Raw genomic sequence first — 17,079 nt, 5'->3', positions numbered from 1 at the left:
TAAAGATATTGAAAGCGATTATTATTTTTGAAGAGAGAAGATACATATGACTTATTACATTCATGCAGATAAATTTTTCTTAGAAAACAGAACAGAAAATGGCGGTTACCTTGAAGTTCAAGACAACGACAAGTTTGGTTTCTTCTATCCTGAATCTAAAAAGCCAGAAGGTAAGATTGTCGACTATAAGGGCAAGTGGGTTGCTCCAGGTTTAGTTGATACTCACATCCACGGTTCACTTCGTGAAGATGTCATGAAGAGCGACTGGGAAGGCATTAATAAGATTTCTAATGGTCTTCTTAGTGCAGGTGTAACTTCATGGCTTCCAACTACCATCACTGCAGGTAGTGACACTTTAACTAGAATCTGTAAGATGTTCGCAGACCACAAGGGTCAAGAAACTGGTGCCAAGATTCAAGGTATTCACTTTGAAGGACCATTCTTTACTGAAGAACACGCTGGTGCTGAAAACCCTAAGTACATGATGGATCCAGACATCAACGAATTTAACAAGTGGTTAAAGGCTTCAGACGGTATGCTTTGCAAGATTTCTATGGCTCCTGAAAGAAAGGGCTCAAAGGAATTTATCCGTGAAGCTGTTAAGGAAGGCGTAGTTGTCGCATTAGGTCACTCAAGTGCAACCTTTGAAGAAGCAGTTGAAGGCGTTGAAGCTGGTGCAACTATGTTTACTCACACTTATAACGGGATGCCAGATCCAAGTCACCACACTCCATCAATTTCAAACGCTGCAATGGCTTTGAATAATGTAACTGATGAATTAATCTGTGATGGTCACCACGTTCAACCATCAATGGCTAGAGCTTTGATCAATGCAGTAGGTACAGAACACATTGCTTTGATTACTGACTGTATGGAAGCTGGTATGATGCCAGACGGCGACTACATGTTGGGTGAACTTCCAGTTTACGTAAAAGACGGGATGGCTCGTCTTAAGGAAGGTGACAACTTAGCTGGTTCAATTTTGCAATTGAAGCAAGCTATCAAGAACGTTGTTGACTGGAACATCGCAACTCCAGAAAAGGCAGTTATGATGGCCAGCTATGTTCCAGCTAAGAGTGCTCACATTTTGGACAAGTGCGGTACTATTGCTCCAGATAAAGATGCCGACTTCCTGATCTTGAACCCTGATATGACTTTGAGTGAAACCTACATGAATGGTGAATCAAGATACAAGGCTTAATTAACACAATTAAAAAGATAGAAAAATGGCGTTAGAAATCTAAAGTCATTTTTTTATAAATATTTTTATGTAAGCGCTTTTAATTTTGGAGAAAAGGTGGTATATTATTGGTGAAGAGAAAAATAATTACTAGTTGAAAGGTTTGTGATACCGATGGGCATTGTAAATTGAACAGTAATAAATTTCTCACCAAGTGACGAATAGTTTATATAAGAGGTCCGGACCTTGTGAGGTGGGCATAAAACAATGAATAACTTGGCAGTCGCTTGAAGAATGATGTATGTAATCTGTAGTAGAAAGATATTTATACATGATTAATTCTAATAAAAAGTGACCCTTCGCAATACAAGTGAAATTGCGAGGGGTCATTTATTTTGTCTTTTTTATTTTTTAAATTAATATACGGCACCATCGTAGAAGTTGAAGCGAGGTCTGTTGAAGTCGAAGTCCTTCAATTCGCTGATCTTGATTACGTTGTCGCAAACGCCCCAGCTCATCAAGTTGATTGGCTTACCGTAGTCTTCATCAGGAATAACAAGCAAGATGTATTTACCTTGTGATAAAGCATAGCCAAGTTCCATACCAAGACCAACATCTTCTTCTTCAGGCAAATATACGCCAAGCATTACGTCAGAAGACTTAATACCAACTAAGTCATTGTGGTAGGTAGCAGATGCCCATTCGATATCGTGTAAATATTCAGGGTGTTCGTCTACACGAATGCCCTTGTATTGGTTATCAAGTGGAACGTAGCTGTTTTCCAAGTCAACAGTAGGGTTCTTCTTTAAAGCTTCCATGGCTTCTTTGTAAGCTTTGTTTTGCTTTTCGTTGAACCAACCAGCACCGAAATATAAAGTCTTTGTTTTTGTCATCGTTTTCTCCCTAAAAAAATAAACAACTATTAAGTTAACTTTATCATCTTTTTTGTTGAAAAAAACGTCTTGTTAACTTATGGTGAAAATGTTAATTCCACATTTAGAGAGGAAATTTCAATGACTAATTCAAAAAAACTTTTCGCACCTAATGCTATCTTTGTTTCAGACCAACCTAAGCAAGATTTAGTGTTAAAAGAAATCTATGACAATTTGCTTGAACAAGGCTATGTAAAGGGCAACTTTTTATCTCACATTATTGATCGTGAACACAATTTTCCTACTGGCTTAGACACTTCAACCTTGGGTAAAAATATTCCTAATATCGCCATTCCCCACACAGAAGGTGAGTTTGTTAATACCAGATTGATTGTTCCAGTTTCATTAGTTCATCCTGTCGTTTTTCATAATATGATCAATCCGACTCAACCACTTGAAGTAAAGTTTTTGTTCATGCTCTTGGATAATGATCCTGATGGCCAAGCCGAATTATTAGCTAGCGTCATGGACTTTTTAGCTGATACGCCAGCCAATGAATTGCGCGAAGTATTTAACTTTACCGATCCGCACGCAATATATGCCTTTTTGAAACAAAAGTTTGAGGATAAAGAAAAAGAAGACTAAAAATTAGTCTTCTAAGTAAATATCACGTAATTGCATGATGTCGACGCTTGAAAGCTTCATTACATCACGTAAGTAGTCGTTGATGCTGCCGTATTCGTCGTTTAAAACTTTGACTGCGTGGACCAAGTATTCTGGACGCACGCTTTGAATATCACGAATAGATTGCAACACATTTTCGTTTCGACCATTTTGACGAGCATGTTCAATCATACTGTCAACGAAGTCCTTAGTAGTGATGTTGGTTAAAAGGTAATCTTGCTTAATAGTACTAAAAGGCACGCCTAGTGCGCTAAGAATAAGTAGGGCACCAAAACCAGTTCTATCTTTACCGGCAGTACAGTGGAAAATTACACTTTCACCATCAACATCATTTTTAAGTAAGACATCAAAAAACTTACGGTAGGCCTTTTGAGCTGATTCGCTTTCAATCATGTCTTCATATGCATAGTGCATGTGGTTGAAACCAAAGTCCGCATCGTCGTGAGCCTGCTTGTTTAAGTCAGTTAAACTCTTGGATGAATTGGTTAAGTCTTCACTGAAAACAGGATCGTAAATGTATTCTACGCCGTCTGGGACACGGTCTGGTTGATTATCAACTTCTTCTTTACTACGGAAGTCGACATCGTATTTAACACCGTAATCGGTCAAAAATTGTTTATCAAATGGTGAAAGATCAGCTAAGTTACCAGTTCTAAGCAATTTATGCATTTTGATCTTTTTGCCAGAAACTGTTTCGTAACCTCCAAGTTCGCGGAAGTTACGACCACTGGTAACGCCGATCAATTGATTAGTTAATTTTTTAGTCAAAAATTGCTCCCCTTTCCTTAATTTGTTCATGAACAATATTTTACCAACAAAACTTATCCCAAACAATTATTAAAAAAGTAACAGCTTACAAAATTATGCTAAAATAAGAATTAAGTATTAATGCATTTTTAGGAGATGAAAATTATGGCAAAAGAAAGCATTTTAGTTCCAGTAGATGGTTCAGAATCAGCTGAAAGAGCTTTTGACAAGGCTGTTAGAGTTGGCCAAAGAGATGGCGCTCACGTTGATGTGTTGAACGTAATTGATACACGTCAATTTATGGGTGAAATGCAAGATACTTTAATTTCTGGCGACACCATTTATCAAATGACCCAAGACTCTGAGGAATACTTGAAGAGCTTAAAGAAATGGGCTCATGACAACTTCAATTTCGATGATGTTGATTACCACATTCGTTATGGTAGTCCTAAGCGCATTATTTCTTACGACTTCATTAAGGACCACCACAATACTTTAATTGTGATGGGTGCTACTGGTTTGAATGCAGTTGAAAGAATGTTGATGGGTTCAGTTACTGAATACGTAAACCAACATGCTTTAGCTGATGTTTTGATTGTTAAAACCGATATGGGAAACAATCCTCTTAAGCCAACTATGAAAAAGAACTAATATAAGAATAATCGCCAAATGATTCTAAATTCATTGGCGATTATTTTTTTGAAAAAAGTTGCAAAATACCTTGATAGAACACGAATGTTTCTGGTATTATTTTATCAAATGAACGTGGGAACGAAAAAGGGGAGTGAAAGATAATGTTTATGCAATCAGAACAATTTATTGCAAAGGATGTGTCTTTCGCTAGTAAAGACGTTTTTTCTGTTCGTTTAGTTATTAGAAACGTCATTAATTAGGCTTAATTATTGATCGCCTTTGGCGACCCGTAATTAAGTCTTTTTTTGTGATGTAGAGTAGTTTGTTTTATCACTGTGTATTTATGTTTATGGAGGACATAATGAAAAGATTTAGAAGAATCTTGGTAGCAGTAGTTGCACTTCTTGTAGCAGTAGTTGCAACTGCATGTTCAAACAAGAGTAATAGTTCTAAGGGTGGTTATACCCCAAAGTCATTAACTATTCAATTTGTACCAAGTCAAGCTGCAACTAAGTTGCAAGCTCGTGCAAAGCCTCTTGAAAAGATGCTTTCAAAGAGATTGGGTATCCCAGTTCACGTTTCTATGTCAACTGACTACAACACCGTTGTGGAAGCTATGAAATCAAAGAAAGTTGATGTAGGTTTCCTTCCACCAGATGGTTATGTTTTAGCTCACAAGCAAGGCGCAGCCGATTTGCTTTTGCAAGCTGAACGTTACGGTGTTAAGCAACCAGGTGGTAAAGCAACCAACCAATTAGTAAAGAGCTATCGTGCAGAAATCCTTGTTAAGAAGGGTTCAAAGATCAAGAACTGGAGAGACTTAAAGGGTAAGTCAATTTCAGTACAAAACCCAACTTCATCTGCTGGATACGTATTCCCAGTTGCTGAACTTAAGCAAAAGGGTTTGGACGTAACTAAGAGTTGTAAGTTAGTTACTGTTACTGGTCACGACCAAGCTGTTTTGAACGTATTAAACGGCGATACTGATGCAGCCTTCGTCTTTGAAGATGCACGTAACATCGTTAAGAAGGACAACCCAAAGATCATGAGTCAAGTTGTTCCAATTTACTTTACTAAGCCAATTCCTAACGACACTATCTCAGTAATTCCAAGTATGTCTAAGTCATTCCGTAAGAAGCTTGCTAAGGCATTCATCTCTGTAGCTAAGTCAAAGGAAGGTAAGAAAGTTATCGAAAGCGTATATAGCCACGAAGGTTACGCATACGCAAAAGATAGTGACTTCAACGTTATCCGTAAATACGACAAGATCGTTGAATCAACTAAGAAATAATAAATTTAATTAAGGGAGTTTGACGATTAAATGGCAGATAAGCCAATGATTCAATTAAAAGATGTTTCCAAGATCTACGACAATGGTACTGTAGGTTTAAAGGGCATCAACTTAACTATTAATAAAGGTGAATTCGTAGTAGTTGTTGGTTTGTCTGGTGCTGGTAAGTCAACTTTGCTACGTTCAATCAATCATTTGCATGATATTACTTCAGGCGATATTTTGATTGACGGCAAATCAATTACAAGTGCTAAAGGCAAGAATTTGCGTAAATTACGTCGCGATATCGGAATGATTTTCCAGAACTTTAACTTGGTTAAGCGTTCTAGTGTTTTGCGCAATGTTTTGGTAGGCCGCGTAGCTTACTACCCAACTTGGAAGACTACTTTTAACTTATTCAGTAAAGAAGATAAACAAAAGGCTTATGAAGCTTTACAACAAGTTGATTTGGCCGATAAAGTTTATGCACGTGCTGACGAGTTATCAGGTGGTCAACAACAACGTGTAGCTATTGCACGTGTGCTTATGCAAAATCCAAAGATCATCTTGGCTGATGAACCAACTGCATCACTTGATCCACAGACTTCAGTGAGAGTCATGAATGACTTGAAGATGCTTAATGAAAAATACGGCATGACCGTAGTTGCTAACTTGCACAGTATCGAACTTGCACAACAATTTGGTGAAAGAGTAATCGGTATCCGTGCTGGTCAAGTAGTTTACGATGGCAAGATGAAAGATACTCCTAAGTCTGTCTTCACTAATATTTACAATGGTGGTAACGGCAGCGAGGAGGATGAATAATGCCTGAACAAGTAAATCAATTGCCTAAGCGTAAGTTCAAAGTAATGAACTTGGTTTGGACAATCATCATGATTGCAGGACTATTTATTTCAATCAATGTTACTAACACGCACATTAGTGTCTTGTTTGAAAACTGGAACCAATTTGCTGACATCTTTATTCAAATGTCTCATCCAGATTGGAGCTACTTGAACGTTGTTTGGCCTAAGTTGATTGAAACCATCAAGATGGCTGTCTTGGGTACGGTAATTGGATCTGTTGTCGCATTTATCTACTCATTATTGATTGCCCGTAACATCGTTAAGAACAAGGCTGTGACTGGCATTCTTCGTGTGATCATGAACATTGTCAGAACCATTCCCGACTTGCTTCTTGGTGCGATCTTCGTAGCTATCGTAGGTATCGGTCCAGTTGCTGGTATCTTGGCTTTAGCAGTCTTCACCTTTGGTGTGGTTGTTAAGTTGTTCTACGAAGCAATCGAAACAATTGATCCAGGTCCAATTGAAGCTTTGACTGCCGTAGGTGCAAACAAATTGCAAATTATCCATTACGCAGTTATGCCACAAATTATCACTTACTTCATTTCATATGTTCTATATGCATTTGAAATCAACGTCAGAGCATCAACAGTCCTTGGTTATATCGGTGCCGGTGGTATTGGTTTGAACTTGCAACAAACTTTGCAGGTCTTCAATTACGCTCAAACTGGTACGATCATCATCGTTATTATCGTAGTTGTTGTCTTGATCGACTACGTTTCATCTAAGTCACGGGAGGCGTTAATGAAATAATGGATACTACAATGAAAAAATTACCCGCTAAACCCGTTGACCGTAAGAAACAAGTTGCACATTGGCTAATTGCAATTGCCACTATCGTAATTATTGTTTGGTCATGTACTGGTATTAACTTCGGTGGTATTAAAGCCACTGCTGGTCAAATTGCCGGTGCAATCTTCTCAGGTATTTTCCATCCTGACTGGAGCTATGTTTACAATGGCTCAGGTGAAGACTTGGTCTCACAATTGTGGCAAACCATTTGTATCGCTTTCTTAGGTACATTCATTTCCGCAATTATTTCATTGCCATTTGCCTTCTGGGCAGCTCACACCAAGCACAAGCATTGGTACACTTCAAGAATCGGTAAAATTGTTTTGGCAATTATCCGTTCATTCCCTGAAATTGTTCTTGCTTTGATGTTCATCAAGGCCGTGGGTCCTGGTTCTGCAGCCGGTGTTTTGGCATTAGGTTTCCACTCAGTTGGTATGCTTGCCAAGTTGTTCTCGGAAGCTATTGAAAACTTGGAAGAAGGGCCAAACGAAGCTGTTATTGCAGCCGGTGGTTCTAAGTTCCACGTAATCATGTTTTCAACTATGCCTAACTTGATGCCAGCTTTGATTTCTAACACCTTGTATCGTTTTGATGTTTCCATTCGTTCCGCATCTATCCTTGGTTTGGTAGGTGCCGGTGGTATCGGTTATCCATTGATCATTGCACTTCAATATCGTCAATGGGACCGTGTAGGTATCATTTTGCTTGGTATCATCATTATGGTTGTTATCATTGACTGGATCTCAGGTTGGATCCGTAAGAAATTAGTTTAATCGTTGATAAACTCAAAAAGAGTGAAGATTTATCTTCACTCTTTTTTTCATGCTCGGTATTTAAAATCACAACGTTCTAGATGGTCATTGATTAAACCAATCGCCTGCAAATATGAATAAACAATAACTGGTCCCACAAAGAAGAAACCGTCTTTTTTCATTTGCTTAGAAATTTTCTTGGATAATTCATTTGAAGCGGGAACATCATCGACGGTTTCGGGATGATGCATGATCTGACTTGGAATAAAGTTTTGCAAGTACTTAGCGAAACTACCATATTCTTCTTTTACTGACAAAATTGCACGGGCATTTTTAATAGCGGCATTGATCTTCAAATGATTGCGAATGATGCCTTTGTCCTGCATAAGCATCCCCGCATCATAATCAGTCATTTGCGCTACTTTTTCCACGTCGAAGTCTTTAAATGCCTTTCTAAAGTTCTCTCGTTTATGCAAAATCGTGCTCCAGCTCAGACCAGATTGGAAAAGTTCTAGCACCAGCATTTCATAGAGATATTTCTCATCTAAGTTGAGCTTGCCCCATTCGTGGTCATGATATTCTTGCATTGTCTTGTCTTTGACATCGCCCCATGGGCAACGGTTAATAATTTGATCGTTCATCTTTTGCTCCTCAATCTATATTTTTACCTTACACTATTTATTACGCAAAAAAGAGGCGTTTTTTTCTAAGAAATTTTATTTTTATGCATGAAATAGGGGCTTTGATTGCTTTTTTTGCTATAATTAGGGATGAATTTTGAGGAGGTCCATATGGAAAAATTAGATACCATGATGTTGGCTGACGATTTAGCCTTATCACAAGACAAAATTTTGAATGGTGAACAAGACTTTGATGCCGAAGCTGTTTATGAAGTAATCGACAACTTAGACGTTTTAAATAATCCAATCAAGGATTATTTCGATATGACCGAAGAACAATATTACGAAGCAGAAAGCGATCATAAATTAACTTTAATTAAAATGGTAAATAAGTTAACTGATTTGCATGATCGTATTTTAACGAATCACGTTGACGGCTACGTTGATAAGGACGAAATCAATTTAACTTATAACCATGAAGATCCATATGAAGATGATTTATATGACCCAGCAACTGATTACCGGGTTATTGTGTACAGCTTAAAGGTTATTGGTGCAGTCCAAGCAATTGCTGCTAAGGATTTGCAAGAAGTATTATCTAAAGATGCTGTATTGTCAATTGGACTTGCTGCTTACGCTTTAGCACACAACGCATAAATTATTTGAGTCGGTTCGTGTTGGGCCGGCTTTTTTTGTCTTTGAGGCGAAAAAATGAATCTTTTTAAACAAACAAAAGGGATAGTTGATAAGATTATTGGAGCAAAAAAGCGCTCCAAAATAGAAAAAGATGGTGAGTTACTCGATCCAATGCAAAAATACACTACCATTGGTGAATATCATGTTGGTCCAGAAGATGGTACGCCTGATGGTAAAAAATTTGTTTTGACTGTTTATCAAGATAAAGATGGTGTTTTGCATCAAGGCTTAAGCTCAGAAAGTACCACAGAACTTGCACCAGAGTATGTACGTAAATATAGTGAAAAACTAGATCGTTTCCGTGATTTTCATGATACAAAAACGGATCGTCGTTATGTAGTTGAAAATTATTTGGATGATTTTACTAGTGAAGTTAAAAAGCATATTCGCAAAGGCAAAAACTCAGTTAATATCGGCGTTATCACTGATACGCACTTTAAAGATAAGGATAGTGTCGATTTTTACGGTTGGAATGGCCTGCAGCACGTTCAAGAATTTTCTTATCTTGATCAATCTGGTTTGCTTAACATGAAGGCTCACTTAGGCGATTGGATCGATGGTTCTGATGCGGGTCTGCTTGGTGAAGGCGAGCTGATCAAGTTAAACAATTCGTTTAAGTCAGATACGCTTCCTTATTTGAATATTAAGGGTAATCACGATGAAAACGATAAGTTTGATGAACACCACGATCTAAAAGCATCGTTTCCGGAAAACGAGTTTGAAAATATCATGTGGCCCGACATGTATCGACAAAAGAATATCCATTACGTTTCACGTCAACATGGTGTTGCTTACTTTGATTTCGATGATATTCGTGTAATCTCCGTCAATACTTCAGATTTGCCTTATATTTTGAATAATAAGGGACAAAAGAAATACGATGCCAAAATCACTTTGGCTGTGCGTGAAGATCAAATTGAAGAAATCATCGAAATTTTAACCAGATCATCGAATAAGAAAATTATCTTTATGAGTCATGCCAACCCAATCAACCGCAAGGGTAGCAACGCCCTCAAATACAACGGTAGATCCTTGCATGAATTGCTCGTTGCCTTTAACCAAAGAGAAAAAGGCCGCATGCATGCTAGCGATGGCGAGCCAGCAGAATTCCGTTTGTCCAATGACTTCGACTTCACTCATGTAAAGAACGCTCGCATCATTGCTTATTTCTGCGGCCACCGTCACCGCGAAGATCAATACAGAATCAATGGTATCCAATACATTCTGTTTAACTGCTCGGCTTTAATGGGGCCAAAACATTCTTTGACCACAAAATTCAATAAAAACTTGAAACGCAAAATTGACCATAATAACGAAGCAGCTGGCTATATCGTTAACGTCGACTTGAAACGTCGCCGTATTCAAGTCTTTGGCTATGGGGCTGCTTCAAGACGGCGGGTATATTTTATTTAGTTTAGGTAAAGAAAAGTAAACCTATTTGGCTATTACAAGTGTTTAGCTTATAATAAAAAAGTTAAAGTAGAAAAATTATAAGTGTAAGTATTTTTATATATAGATAAAGTAGAGAGAAATTAGCTTAGGGGAAGTTGAAATATGTGCGGAATTGTCGCATTTTATGATCCAAAAATAAACGAAAAACAAGCCGTTATTGGTAAGATGATGGCTACTATCAAGCACCGTGGACCTAATTCCGACGGTTATTATATTAATGATGAGGTTGCACTTGGTTTTAGAAGATTGTCAATTATCGACCTTCGAGGCGGCAGTCAACCAATTTATAATGAAGATAAGTCTAGAGCAATTATCTTTAATGGTGAAATTTACAACTTTAAACCATTAAGAGAACAATTAATTAAAGCAGGCCACACTTTCACTACCAAGGCCGATACTGAAGTATTGCTTCACGGTTATGAAGAGTGGGGCATGGATGGCCTTCTTAAGAAGGTACGTGGTATGTTTGCCTTCCTTATTTGGGATGATAACAACAAGACCCTTTATGGCGCACGTGACTTCTTTGGTATTAAGCCAATGTACTACAGCAACCAAGATGGCCACTTACTTGTAGGTTCAGAACTTAAGAGTTTCTTGAAATATCCAAAGTTCAAGCGTGAATTGAACGTTGAAGCTGTTAAGCCATACCTCATGAACCAATACAACGACCTTGAAGAAACCTTCTTTAAAGGCGTTTACAGATTCCCAGCAGGTCACTGGTTCGAATACAAAGATGGTGAAATGAAGACCCACCAATACTGGGATGCGGAATACAAGGAAAATAGTTTAAGCTTTGAAGAAACTTTGAAGCGTATCAACGATGACTTGAAGGAAACCGTTGATTTGTACAGAATTGCTGACGTTAAGGTTGGTGCATTCTTGTCAGAAGGTATTGACTCTTCATACTTGACTACTTTGCTTAACCCAGACGATGTTTTCTCAGTAAGTTTTGATGACTCAACTTACGATGAAGCTTCAAAGGCTAAGGCATTAGCTGACATCAACCACTGGAAGTTCTACAGTGACAAGGTTGATGCCGACGAAGCTATGCGTGATTTTCCAGAAATGCAATACCACATGGATGAACCAGATGCCAACCCATCAATCATTCCACTTTGGTACTTGTGTAAGTTAGCTCGTAAGCACGTTACTGTTGCACTTTCTGGTGAAGGTGCCGACGAATTATTTGCTGGCTACGTTAACTACGGGATGCACACTCATAACGATATCATTAAGATCTTCACTAGCGAACTTAAGAAACTTCCTAAGAAGAAGCAAATTAAGTTGGCCCACAAGATTAAGAAGATGCCTAATTTCCCAGGTAAAGTTCACATGTACACCAACTTGGCTGAACCAAGTGAATTCTACGTTGGTCAATCAGTAATTTACGATATGGATTACCCAACTATCTTTACCTCAAAGGATGCCAACAGCATTTTGCAACCAACTTACCGCAACAAGTTGACTGTTAACGGCATTTACCAGAAGGACTTCAAGAAGGTTAAGGGCATCGATAACGTTAAGCAAATGCAATACATCGATTTGCACCACTTCATGATTAACGATATTGAACAAAAGGCCGATAAGATTTCAATGGCTCACTCACTTGAAGTTCGTGTTCCATATCTTGATAAGAAGATCGCAGAATTAGCTAACTCAATCCCAACTAAGTACTTGGTTAACCGTCATGATACCAAGTACGCACTTCGTAAGGCTTCAGAGAAGGTATTGCCTGATGAATGGGCTAAGCGTCCAAAGCTTGGTTTCCCAACACCAATCAAGCAATGGCTTAAGGAACCACGTTTCTACAAGCAAGTACGTAGCTTGTTCGAAGAAGAATTTGTTAACGACATTTTCGATCAAAAGAAGATCATCAAGCTTCTTGATGATAACTATAAGGGCGATGGTTCATACAGAAGACAAATCTGGGCCATCTACACCTTCCTTGTTTGGTACAAGTTGTTCTTCGTAGATTACGAAAACACTGTTAAGAAGTACCAACATGTTCAACCTGAAGTTGCTAATTTGATTAAGCAAGGTAAGTTACTTTAATTTAGGGGATTATTGAGGATAATGACTAAGAAATTTACACCAATTTTACTTGGTAGTGACATTAACGTTTATGGTATGGCTCGTTCATTTAACGAGGCTTACGGTATTAAGGTTAAGGCAATGGCTGATGTACAACTTGCCGCAACCCGTTATTCAAAGATTGTTGACGTAGAACTTCACCATGGTTTTAGCGCAGATCCAACTTTCATGGATGTTATGCGTAAAAAGATGGAAATCTACAAGGACCATAAGGAACCTGTAATTTTGATTGCTTGTGGTGATGGTTATGCAGAACTTCTTTCAAAGCACAAGGATGAATTGAGCAAGGTCTTTGTTGTGCCTTACATCGATTACGACTTGCTTGAAAAGTTGATCTCTAAGGAAGGCTTCTACGAAGTAGCTGAGAAGTATGGTTTGCCATATCCTAAGACTAAGATCATCACTATGGATGATTACAAGTCAGGCAAGTACACTGATGTACCATTCCAATTCCCAGTAGAACTTAAGCCAGAAGACCCAGTTTCATGGCTTAACTGCCAATTCGAAGGTCGTAAGAAGACTTTCACTATTCATGATGAAAATGAATTCAAGGATATCGTAGGTAAGATCTACACCCACGGTTATACTGAAGACCTTATTTTACAAGACTTCATTCCTGGTGATGACTCAAACATGAGAACCTTGAATGCATACGTTGACAAGAACCACCAAGTTAAGATGATGTGCTTAGGTCACCCATTATTAGAAGACCCAACCCCACAATCAATTGGTAACTACATGACTATCTTGCCAGCATACGATGAAAAGTTGTACGAACAAGTTCAAGCCTTCCTTGAAAAGTTGAACTACACTGGTATGGCTAACTTCGATATCAAGTACGATACTCGTGACGGTCAATACAAGTTCTTCGAAATCAACTTGCGTCAAGGTCGTTCAAGTTTCTACGTAACTTTGAATGGTTACAACTTGGCTAAGTGGTACATTGACGACTACGTTGAAGACAGCTTGAAGGATAAGGACACTGTATACGGCAACAAGTTGAAGTCTAAGCACGTTCTATGGATGGGTGTACCAGTTAAGATCTTTAAGGAATACGCCTTTGAAAACGATGCTAAGGACACTGCAGAAGAATTAATTCACGAAGGCCGTTATGGCACTACTGTCTTCTACGACAAGGACCGTAACTTTAAGCGTTGGCTTTTGATGAAGTACATGTTCCACAACTACTACGCTCGTTACAAGAAGTACTACGAAGTAAACAAGGGTCAATACTTCAAGAAAAATAAGTAATTGAATATATTTCAGAAAGTTTGGCAGATATTTCTACCAAACTTTTTTAATGTTCTGATATGTTTAATTATGAAATAGGGAAAGGGGGATGTTCAAAATGAAGAAGAATTTTGGAAAATTTGTCGGTGTGTTGGCATTGGCAACTACTTTAGGATTAGGCACATATGTAGCAAGTAGCACAAATGCTGTGAATGCGGCAGTTGCGGACGGCACTGAACAACTTGATGATGGCTGGGAAGCTAACCAAGGTAATTTGAGTCTGAAGAAAAATAAGGCTGCAAAGGATGCTTTTGATAAGGCAACAAAAGGGTTAGTTGGTTATACTTATCGTCCGATCGCTTATCTTGGTTCACAAGTTGTAGCTGGAAATAATTACTCATACTTGTGCAAGGGGGAAGTTGTTTATCCTAAGGCTAAAACAGAATATTTCATTTTGAACGTCTATGAAGACTTAAATGGCAAGGCTGAAATCACTGGTACGCATAATTTGTTAGCTCGTGGTTGGAAGTACAATCAAGGCAAGACTAAGAATGCTGGGGTGAATGCCACTTTGAAGAAGGCAATGAAGAAGCTGGTTGGTGCAACTTATACGCCAATTGCCTATGTTGGTAAGTCTGGCAAGAATTATGCTGTATTTTGCAGTAAAAAGGTGACTACACCTAAGGCTAAGAGATCTTACAGCATGGTTGTCGTGAAGAAGCAATCCAAGAAGAAGGCAAAATTGGTGAAGATTCAGGATGTTTCTTTGGCTGCGCTGGATAAGAAAAACTAAATTATTATTAATAGCGAAGAAAAGAGCAGATCATAAAAATCTGTTCTTTTTATTTCACTTTTTTATAACGTATGTTATACTAAATGCAGAAAGAGTATAAAATATATTCAATTAAAAATTGAATTGAGAACGAGGGGATCGATTATTATGCGGAGAAAGGATAATAAATTAACTTTTTCAATTAGAAAATTAACTATTGGCGCGGTTAGTGTAATGTTTGGTGCACTTATTTTTGGTGTATCTACAACACAAGTTCACGCTGATGAAATTAACGGTAGTGAACAAGCACAAACTGAAGAAGCTCAACAAAAACAAGATGATGTAGCTAAGTCAGATGCTGGGGATGCACAAAATCAAAATGCTGAAACTCAAACTAAGAATACTGATACGACTAAAGTTACAAAGACTGAAACTCCAGCTCAACCAGCGCAGTTTAAAGTTACTAAAACTGAAGAAACAAATACACTTGATTTAACTAAGACTAATGAAGAAGAAAAGAGTATTAGTGCCGCTGAAATGGGTGCTTCTTTAGCTAGAGATATTGATCCAGTTAATATTAATGATTGGGATTACAGTAATTTAGCAGACGGTAATGTTGAAGTTTCGAGAAAAAATGGAGTTACTTATGTTGGAGATATAGTCGTTCCAAATACGGCGGACTTAATTAAGGCTGGTAAGATTACAGTTATTAATGGTAAAGCTTACGTTGACACAGAAACTTTACATCACTTAACAACTACTAGAGGCGTTAAATCAATTACTATTAGTAAAAATGATGGTAGTAAATTATACGTAAAACCAGGTTCAGATGGCAAAGCAAGTTTGCACTATGCATTTGCAAACTTTGATGGTAGCTATACCCCAAATCCTGATTTACAAAAGCTAGATGTTGGTGCGTTAGATACAAGTAACGTTACTAACATGGCGCAAATGATTGAACTTAATACTAATCTAACTGAAATCGATGGACTGGAAAATTGGAATACATCAAATGTTATTGACATGACAAATGCGTTCTGGGGTAATCCCAAACTTACTTCAGAAGACTTTAGCGGTCTTTCAAATTGGGATACAAGCAATGTAACGAGCTTATTTGCAGCATTTCATAGTGATGCAGGTCTAACTAACTTAGACTTTTTAAAGAATTGGAAAACATCAAGAGTGACTGATATGCTAGCTGCATTTATGTATAATTCAAATTTGACTGATGTAAGTGGCATTGCAGGTTGGGATGTTTCTAACGTAAACCGTTTTGACTCAATGTTTTTATACGATGATAAACTCCAATTAGCTGATTTAAATAACTGGGAAATTAAAGATAGTGCTACAACCAATACTATGTTCTACCCACGTGATACATCAAAATCAACTCCATTGTTGGTTATTGTAAAGAGCGGTGCTGAAAACATTAACAAAGGAAATAAGGTTTTTGGGGCTGATAATTACAAACACTACTTATACAAAGTAGAAGTTAACGGTCAAATTATCGAAGCAGTTCCAGCTAAAGCATTCAATTCTGCTGAAGAAGCTGTAACAGAGATTCAAAATCATTTGAATGAGATTGCCACCAGCAGAAATTTAAATCGTGCAGGCTACACATTAAGTTGGCAACCGGAAAACCAATATGGCAATACTGCTGCATATCAGTTGTACATTGCAAAATGGACTGCTAACACACCAAGTGAGCCAGATACGTCCGTAACATCTGTGACTCCAGTTCAACCAACTAATGCCCCAGTTGAGCCAGATACGTCTGTAACACCTGTGACTCCAGTTCAACCAACTAATGCCCCAGTTGAGCCAGATACGTCTGTAACACCTGTGACTCCAGTTCGACCAACTAATACCCCAGTTGAGACTGAAGATAAACCAGGCAAATCTAAGAACAACAAGAAGAATAAAAATAACACTAAGACTGTAAAGCCACACGCAGAAAAGAAAGTTATTAGACACGATAACAAGTTTGTTCCAGCAGCTGCAGTAAAGAATACCAAGGCTGTTAATCCACAACCTGTTGTGTTGAACACTAAACAAAATAACACTCATCCTGAAGCAGCAGTTTCACCAAGCAAACCACAAGATGTAGGATTGGCTAACAAGAAGCAAAATCAAAAGGCATTGCCACAAACTGGTGCTAAAGAATCTACCGGTATCTTAGGATTCTTGCTCGCTGGCTTAGGACTGTTCGGATTTGCCGCAGATCGCAAGCGTAAAAATAACTAAAAATATTTCAAAAAATACCAAAAAGTTGGGAAAAATTTCTCTCAACTTTTTTTCTTGCTCAAAAATGTCTTAATGACGGCAATTTGCTAAATACAAGGTGTAGATGCCTCTATATGTATAGAATACAATATATTGTGCTTTATGGTAAGATTGATTCATAGATTTAGAGGGGTTGATCTTT

Annotated in this window: 16 protein-coding genes; 13 read left to right on the top strand and 3 right to left on the bottom strand. The window is 38.0% G+C overall.

Going from position 1 to position 17,079, the window contains the following annotated elements:
* Window positions 1–46 precede the first annotated feature (46 nt).
* On the top strand, window positions 47–1,201 hold the full coding sequence (gene nagA, locus JCM1039_RS07200) for an N-acetylglucosamine-6-phosphate deacetylase (protein WP_025015242.1): 1,155 nt from the start codon (window positions 47–49) through the stop codon (window positions 1,199–1,201).
* Between the two features lie 395 nt (window positions 1,202–1,596).
* Here the strand turns inward: nagA and JCM1039_RS07195 are convergent, their stop codons facing one another.
* The gene (locus tag JCM1039_RS07195; RefSeq protein ID WP_013436989.1) at window positions 1,597–2,073 is read right to left on the bottom strand and encodes a nucleoside 2-deoxyribosyltransferase; all 477 of its coding nucleotides are present in this window, start codon (window positions 2,071–2,073) and stop codon (window positions 1,597–1,599) included.
* A gap of 120 nt (window positions 2,074–2,193) precedes the next feature.
* Between JCM1039_RS07195 and JCM1039_RS07190 the strand changes: the two genes are divergently transcribed.
* Window positions 2,194–2,697 (top strand): PTS sugar transporter subunit IIA, encoded by a 504-nt coding sequence (locus JCM1039_RS07190; RefSeq protein WP_025015241.1) that lies wholly within the window; start codon window positions 2,194–2,196, stop codon window positions 2,695–2,697.
* 3 nt (window positions 2,698–2,700) lie between these two features.
* Here JCM1039_RS07190 and JCM1039_RS07185 read toward each other — a convergent pair whose 3' ends face one another.
* Window positions 2,701–3,504, bottom strand: coding sequence for a tyrosine-protein phosphatase (locus tag JCM1039_RS07185; protein WP_025015240.1), 804 nt, complete (start codon window positions 3,502–3,504; stop codon window positions 2,701–2,703).
* A 144-nt stretch (window positions 3,505–3,648) separates the two neighbouring features.
* On the opposite strand from JCM1039_RS07185, the gene JCM1039_RS07180 reads away from it, so the two are divergent.
* From JCM1039_RS07180 to phnE (JCM1039_RS07155), 5 genes are all read left to right on the top strand, one after another.
* Entirely contained in the window at window positions 3,649–4,134 is a 486-nt protein-coding gene (locus JCM1039_RS07180) for a universal stress protein (RefSeq protein WP_025015239.1), read from the top strand.
* Between the two features lie 343 nt (window positions 4,135–4,477).
* Window positions 4,478–5,407: a phosphate/phosphite/phosphonate ABC transporter substrate-binding protein gene (locus tag JCM1039_RS07170; RefSeq protein WP_025015238.1), complete on the top strand. Its 930-nt coding sequence runs from the start codon at window positions 4,478–4,480 to the stop codon at window positions 5,405–5,407.
* Between the two features lie 30 nt (window positions 5,408–5,437).
* Window positions 5,438–6,211, top strand: a complete 774-nt coding sequence (phnC, locus tag JCM1039_RS07165; RefSeq protein ID WP_005718362.1) for a phosphonate ABC transporter ATP-binding protein — start codon at window positions 5,438–5,440, stop codon at window positions 6,209–6,211.
* Window positions 6,211–7,002 carry a phosphonate ABC transporter, permease protein PhnE gene (gene phnE / locus JCM1039_RS07160; protein ID WP_005721698.1) on the top strand — a complete coding sequence of 264 codons (792 nt, stop codon included), beginning with the start codon at window positions 6,211–6,213 and terminating at the stop codon, window positions 7,000–7,002. The genes phnC and phnE (JCM1039_RS07160) overlap by 1 nt, the downstream gene beginning before the upstream one ends.
* Complete coding sequence (phnE, locus tag JCM1039_RS07155) at window positions 7,002–7,814, top strand: phosphonate ABC transporter, permease protein PhnE (RefSeq protein WP_005718366.1); 813 nt, start codon at window positions 7,002–7,004, stop codon at window positions 7,812–7,814. Before phnE (JCM1039_RS07160) ends, phnE (JCM1039_RS07155) begins: the two co-directional genes overlap by 1 nt.
* 47 nt (window positions 7,815–7,861) lie before the next feature.
* Here phnE (JCM1039_RS07155) and JCM1039_RS07150 read toward each other — a convergent pair whose 3' ends face one another.
* Window positions 7,862–8,434, bottom strand: coding sequence for a DNA-3-methyladenine glycosylase I (locus JCM1039_RS07150; RefSeq protein ID WP_025015237.1), 573 nt, complete (start codon window positions 8,432–8,434; stop codon window positions 7,862–7,864).
* Window positions 8,435–8,584: 150 nt separating this feature from the next.
* On the opposite strand from JCM1039_RS07150, the gene JCM1039_RS07145 reads away from it, so the two are divergent.
* From JCM1039_RS07145 to JCM1039_RS12315, 6 genes are all read left to right on the top strand, one after another.
* The gene (locus tag JCM1039_RS07145; RefSeq protein WP_025015236.1) at window positions 8,585–9,070 is read left to right on the top strand and encodes a hypothetical protein; all 486 of its coding nucleotides are present in this window, start codon (window positions 8,585–8,587) and stop codon (window positions 9,068–9,070) included.
* A gap of 54 nt (window positions 9,071–9,124) precedes the next feature.
* The gene (locus JCM1039_RS07140; RefSeq protein WP_025015235.1) at window positions 9,125–10,522 is read left to right on the top strand and encodes a metallophosphoesterase family protein; all 1,398 of its coding nucleotides are present in this window, start codon (window positions 9,125–9,127) and stop codon (window positions 10,520–10,522) included.
* A 141-nt stretch (window positions 10,523–10,663) separates the two neighbouring features.
* Window positions 10,664–12,613 carry an asparagine synthase (glutamine-hydrolyzing) gene (asnB, locus tag JCM1039_RS07135; RefSeq protein WP_025015234.1) on the top strand — a complete coding sequence of 650 codons (1,950 nt, stop codon included), beginning with the start codon at window positions 10,664–10,666 and terminating at the stop codon, window positions 12,611–12,613.
* 21 nt (window positions 12,614–12,634) lie between these two features.
* On the top strand, window positions 12,635–13,903 hold the full coding sequence (locus JCM1039_RS07130) for a carboxylate--amine ligase (protein WP_025015233.1): 1,269 nt from the start codon (window positions 12,635–12,637) through the stop codon (window positions 13,901–13,903).
* 97 nt (window positions 13,904–14,000) lie between these two features.
* Window positions 14,001–14,675, top strand: a complete 675-nt coding sequence (locus JCM1039_RS11120; RefSeq protein WP_025015232.1) for a hypothetical protein — start codon at window positions 14,001–14,003, stop codon at window positions 14,673–14,675.
* Between the two features lie 147 nt (window positions 14,676–14,822).
* Complete coding sequence (locus tag JCM1039_RS12315; RefSeq protein WP_025015231.1) at window positions 14,823–16,898, top strand: BspA family leucine-rich repeat surface protein; 2,076 nt, start codon at window positions 14,823–14,825, stop codon at window positions 16,896–16,898.
* The last annotated feature ends 181 nt before the right edge of the window (window positions 16,899–17,079 follow it).

The organism is Lactobacillus kitasatonis DSM 16761 = JCM 1039 (assembly GCF_000615285.1).
Taxonomy (GTDB): domain Bacteria; phylum Bacillota; class Bacilli; order Lactobacillales; family Lactobacillaceae; genus Lactobacillus; species Lactobacillus kitasatonis.
This window is presented reverse-complemented; position numbering and strand designations above follow the sequence as displayed.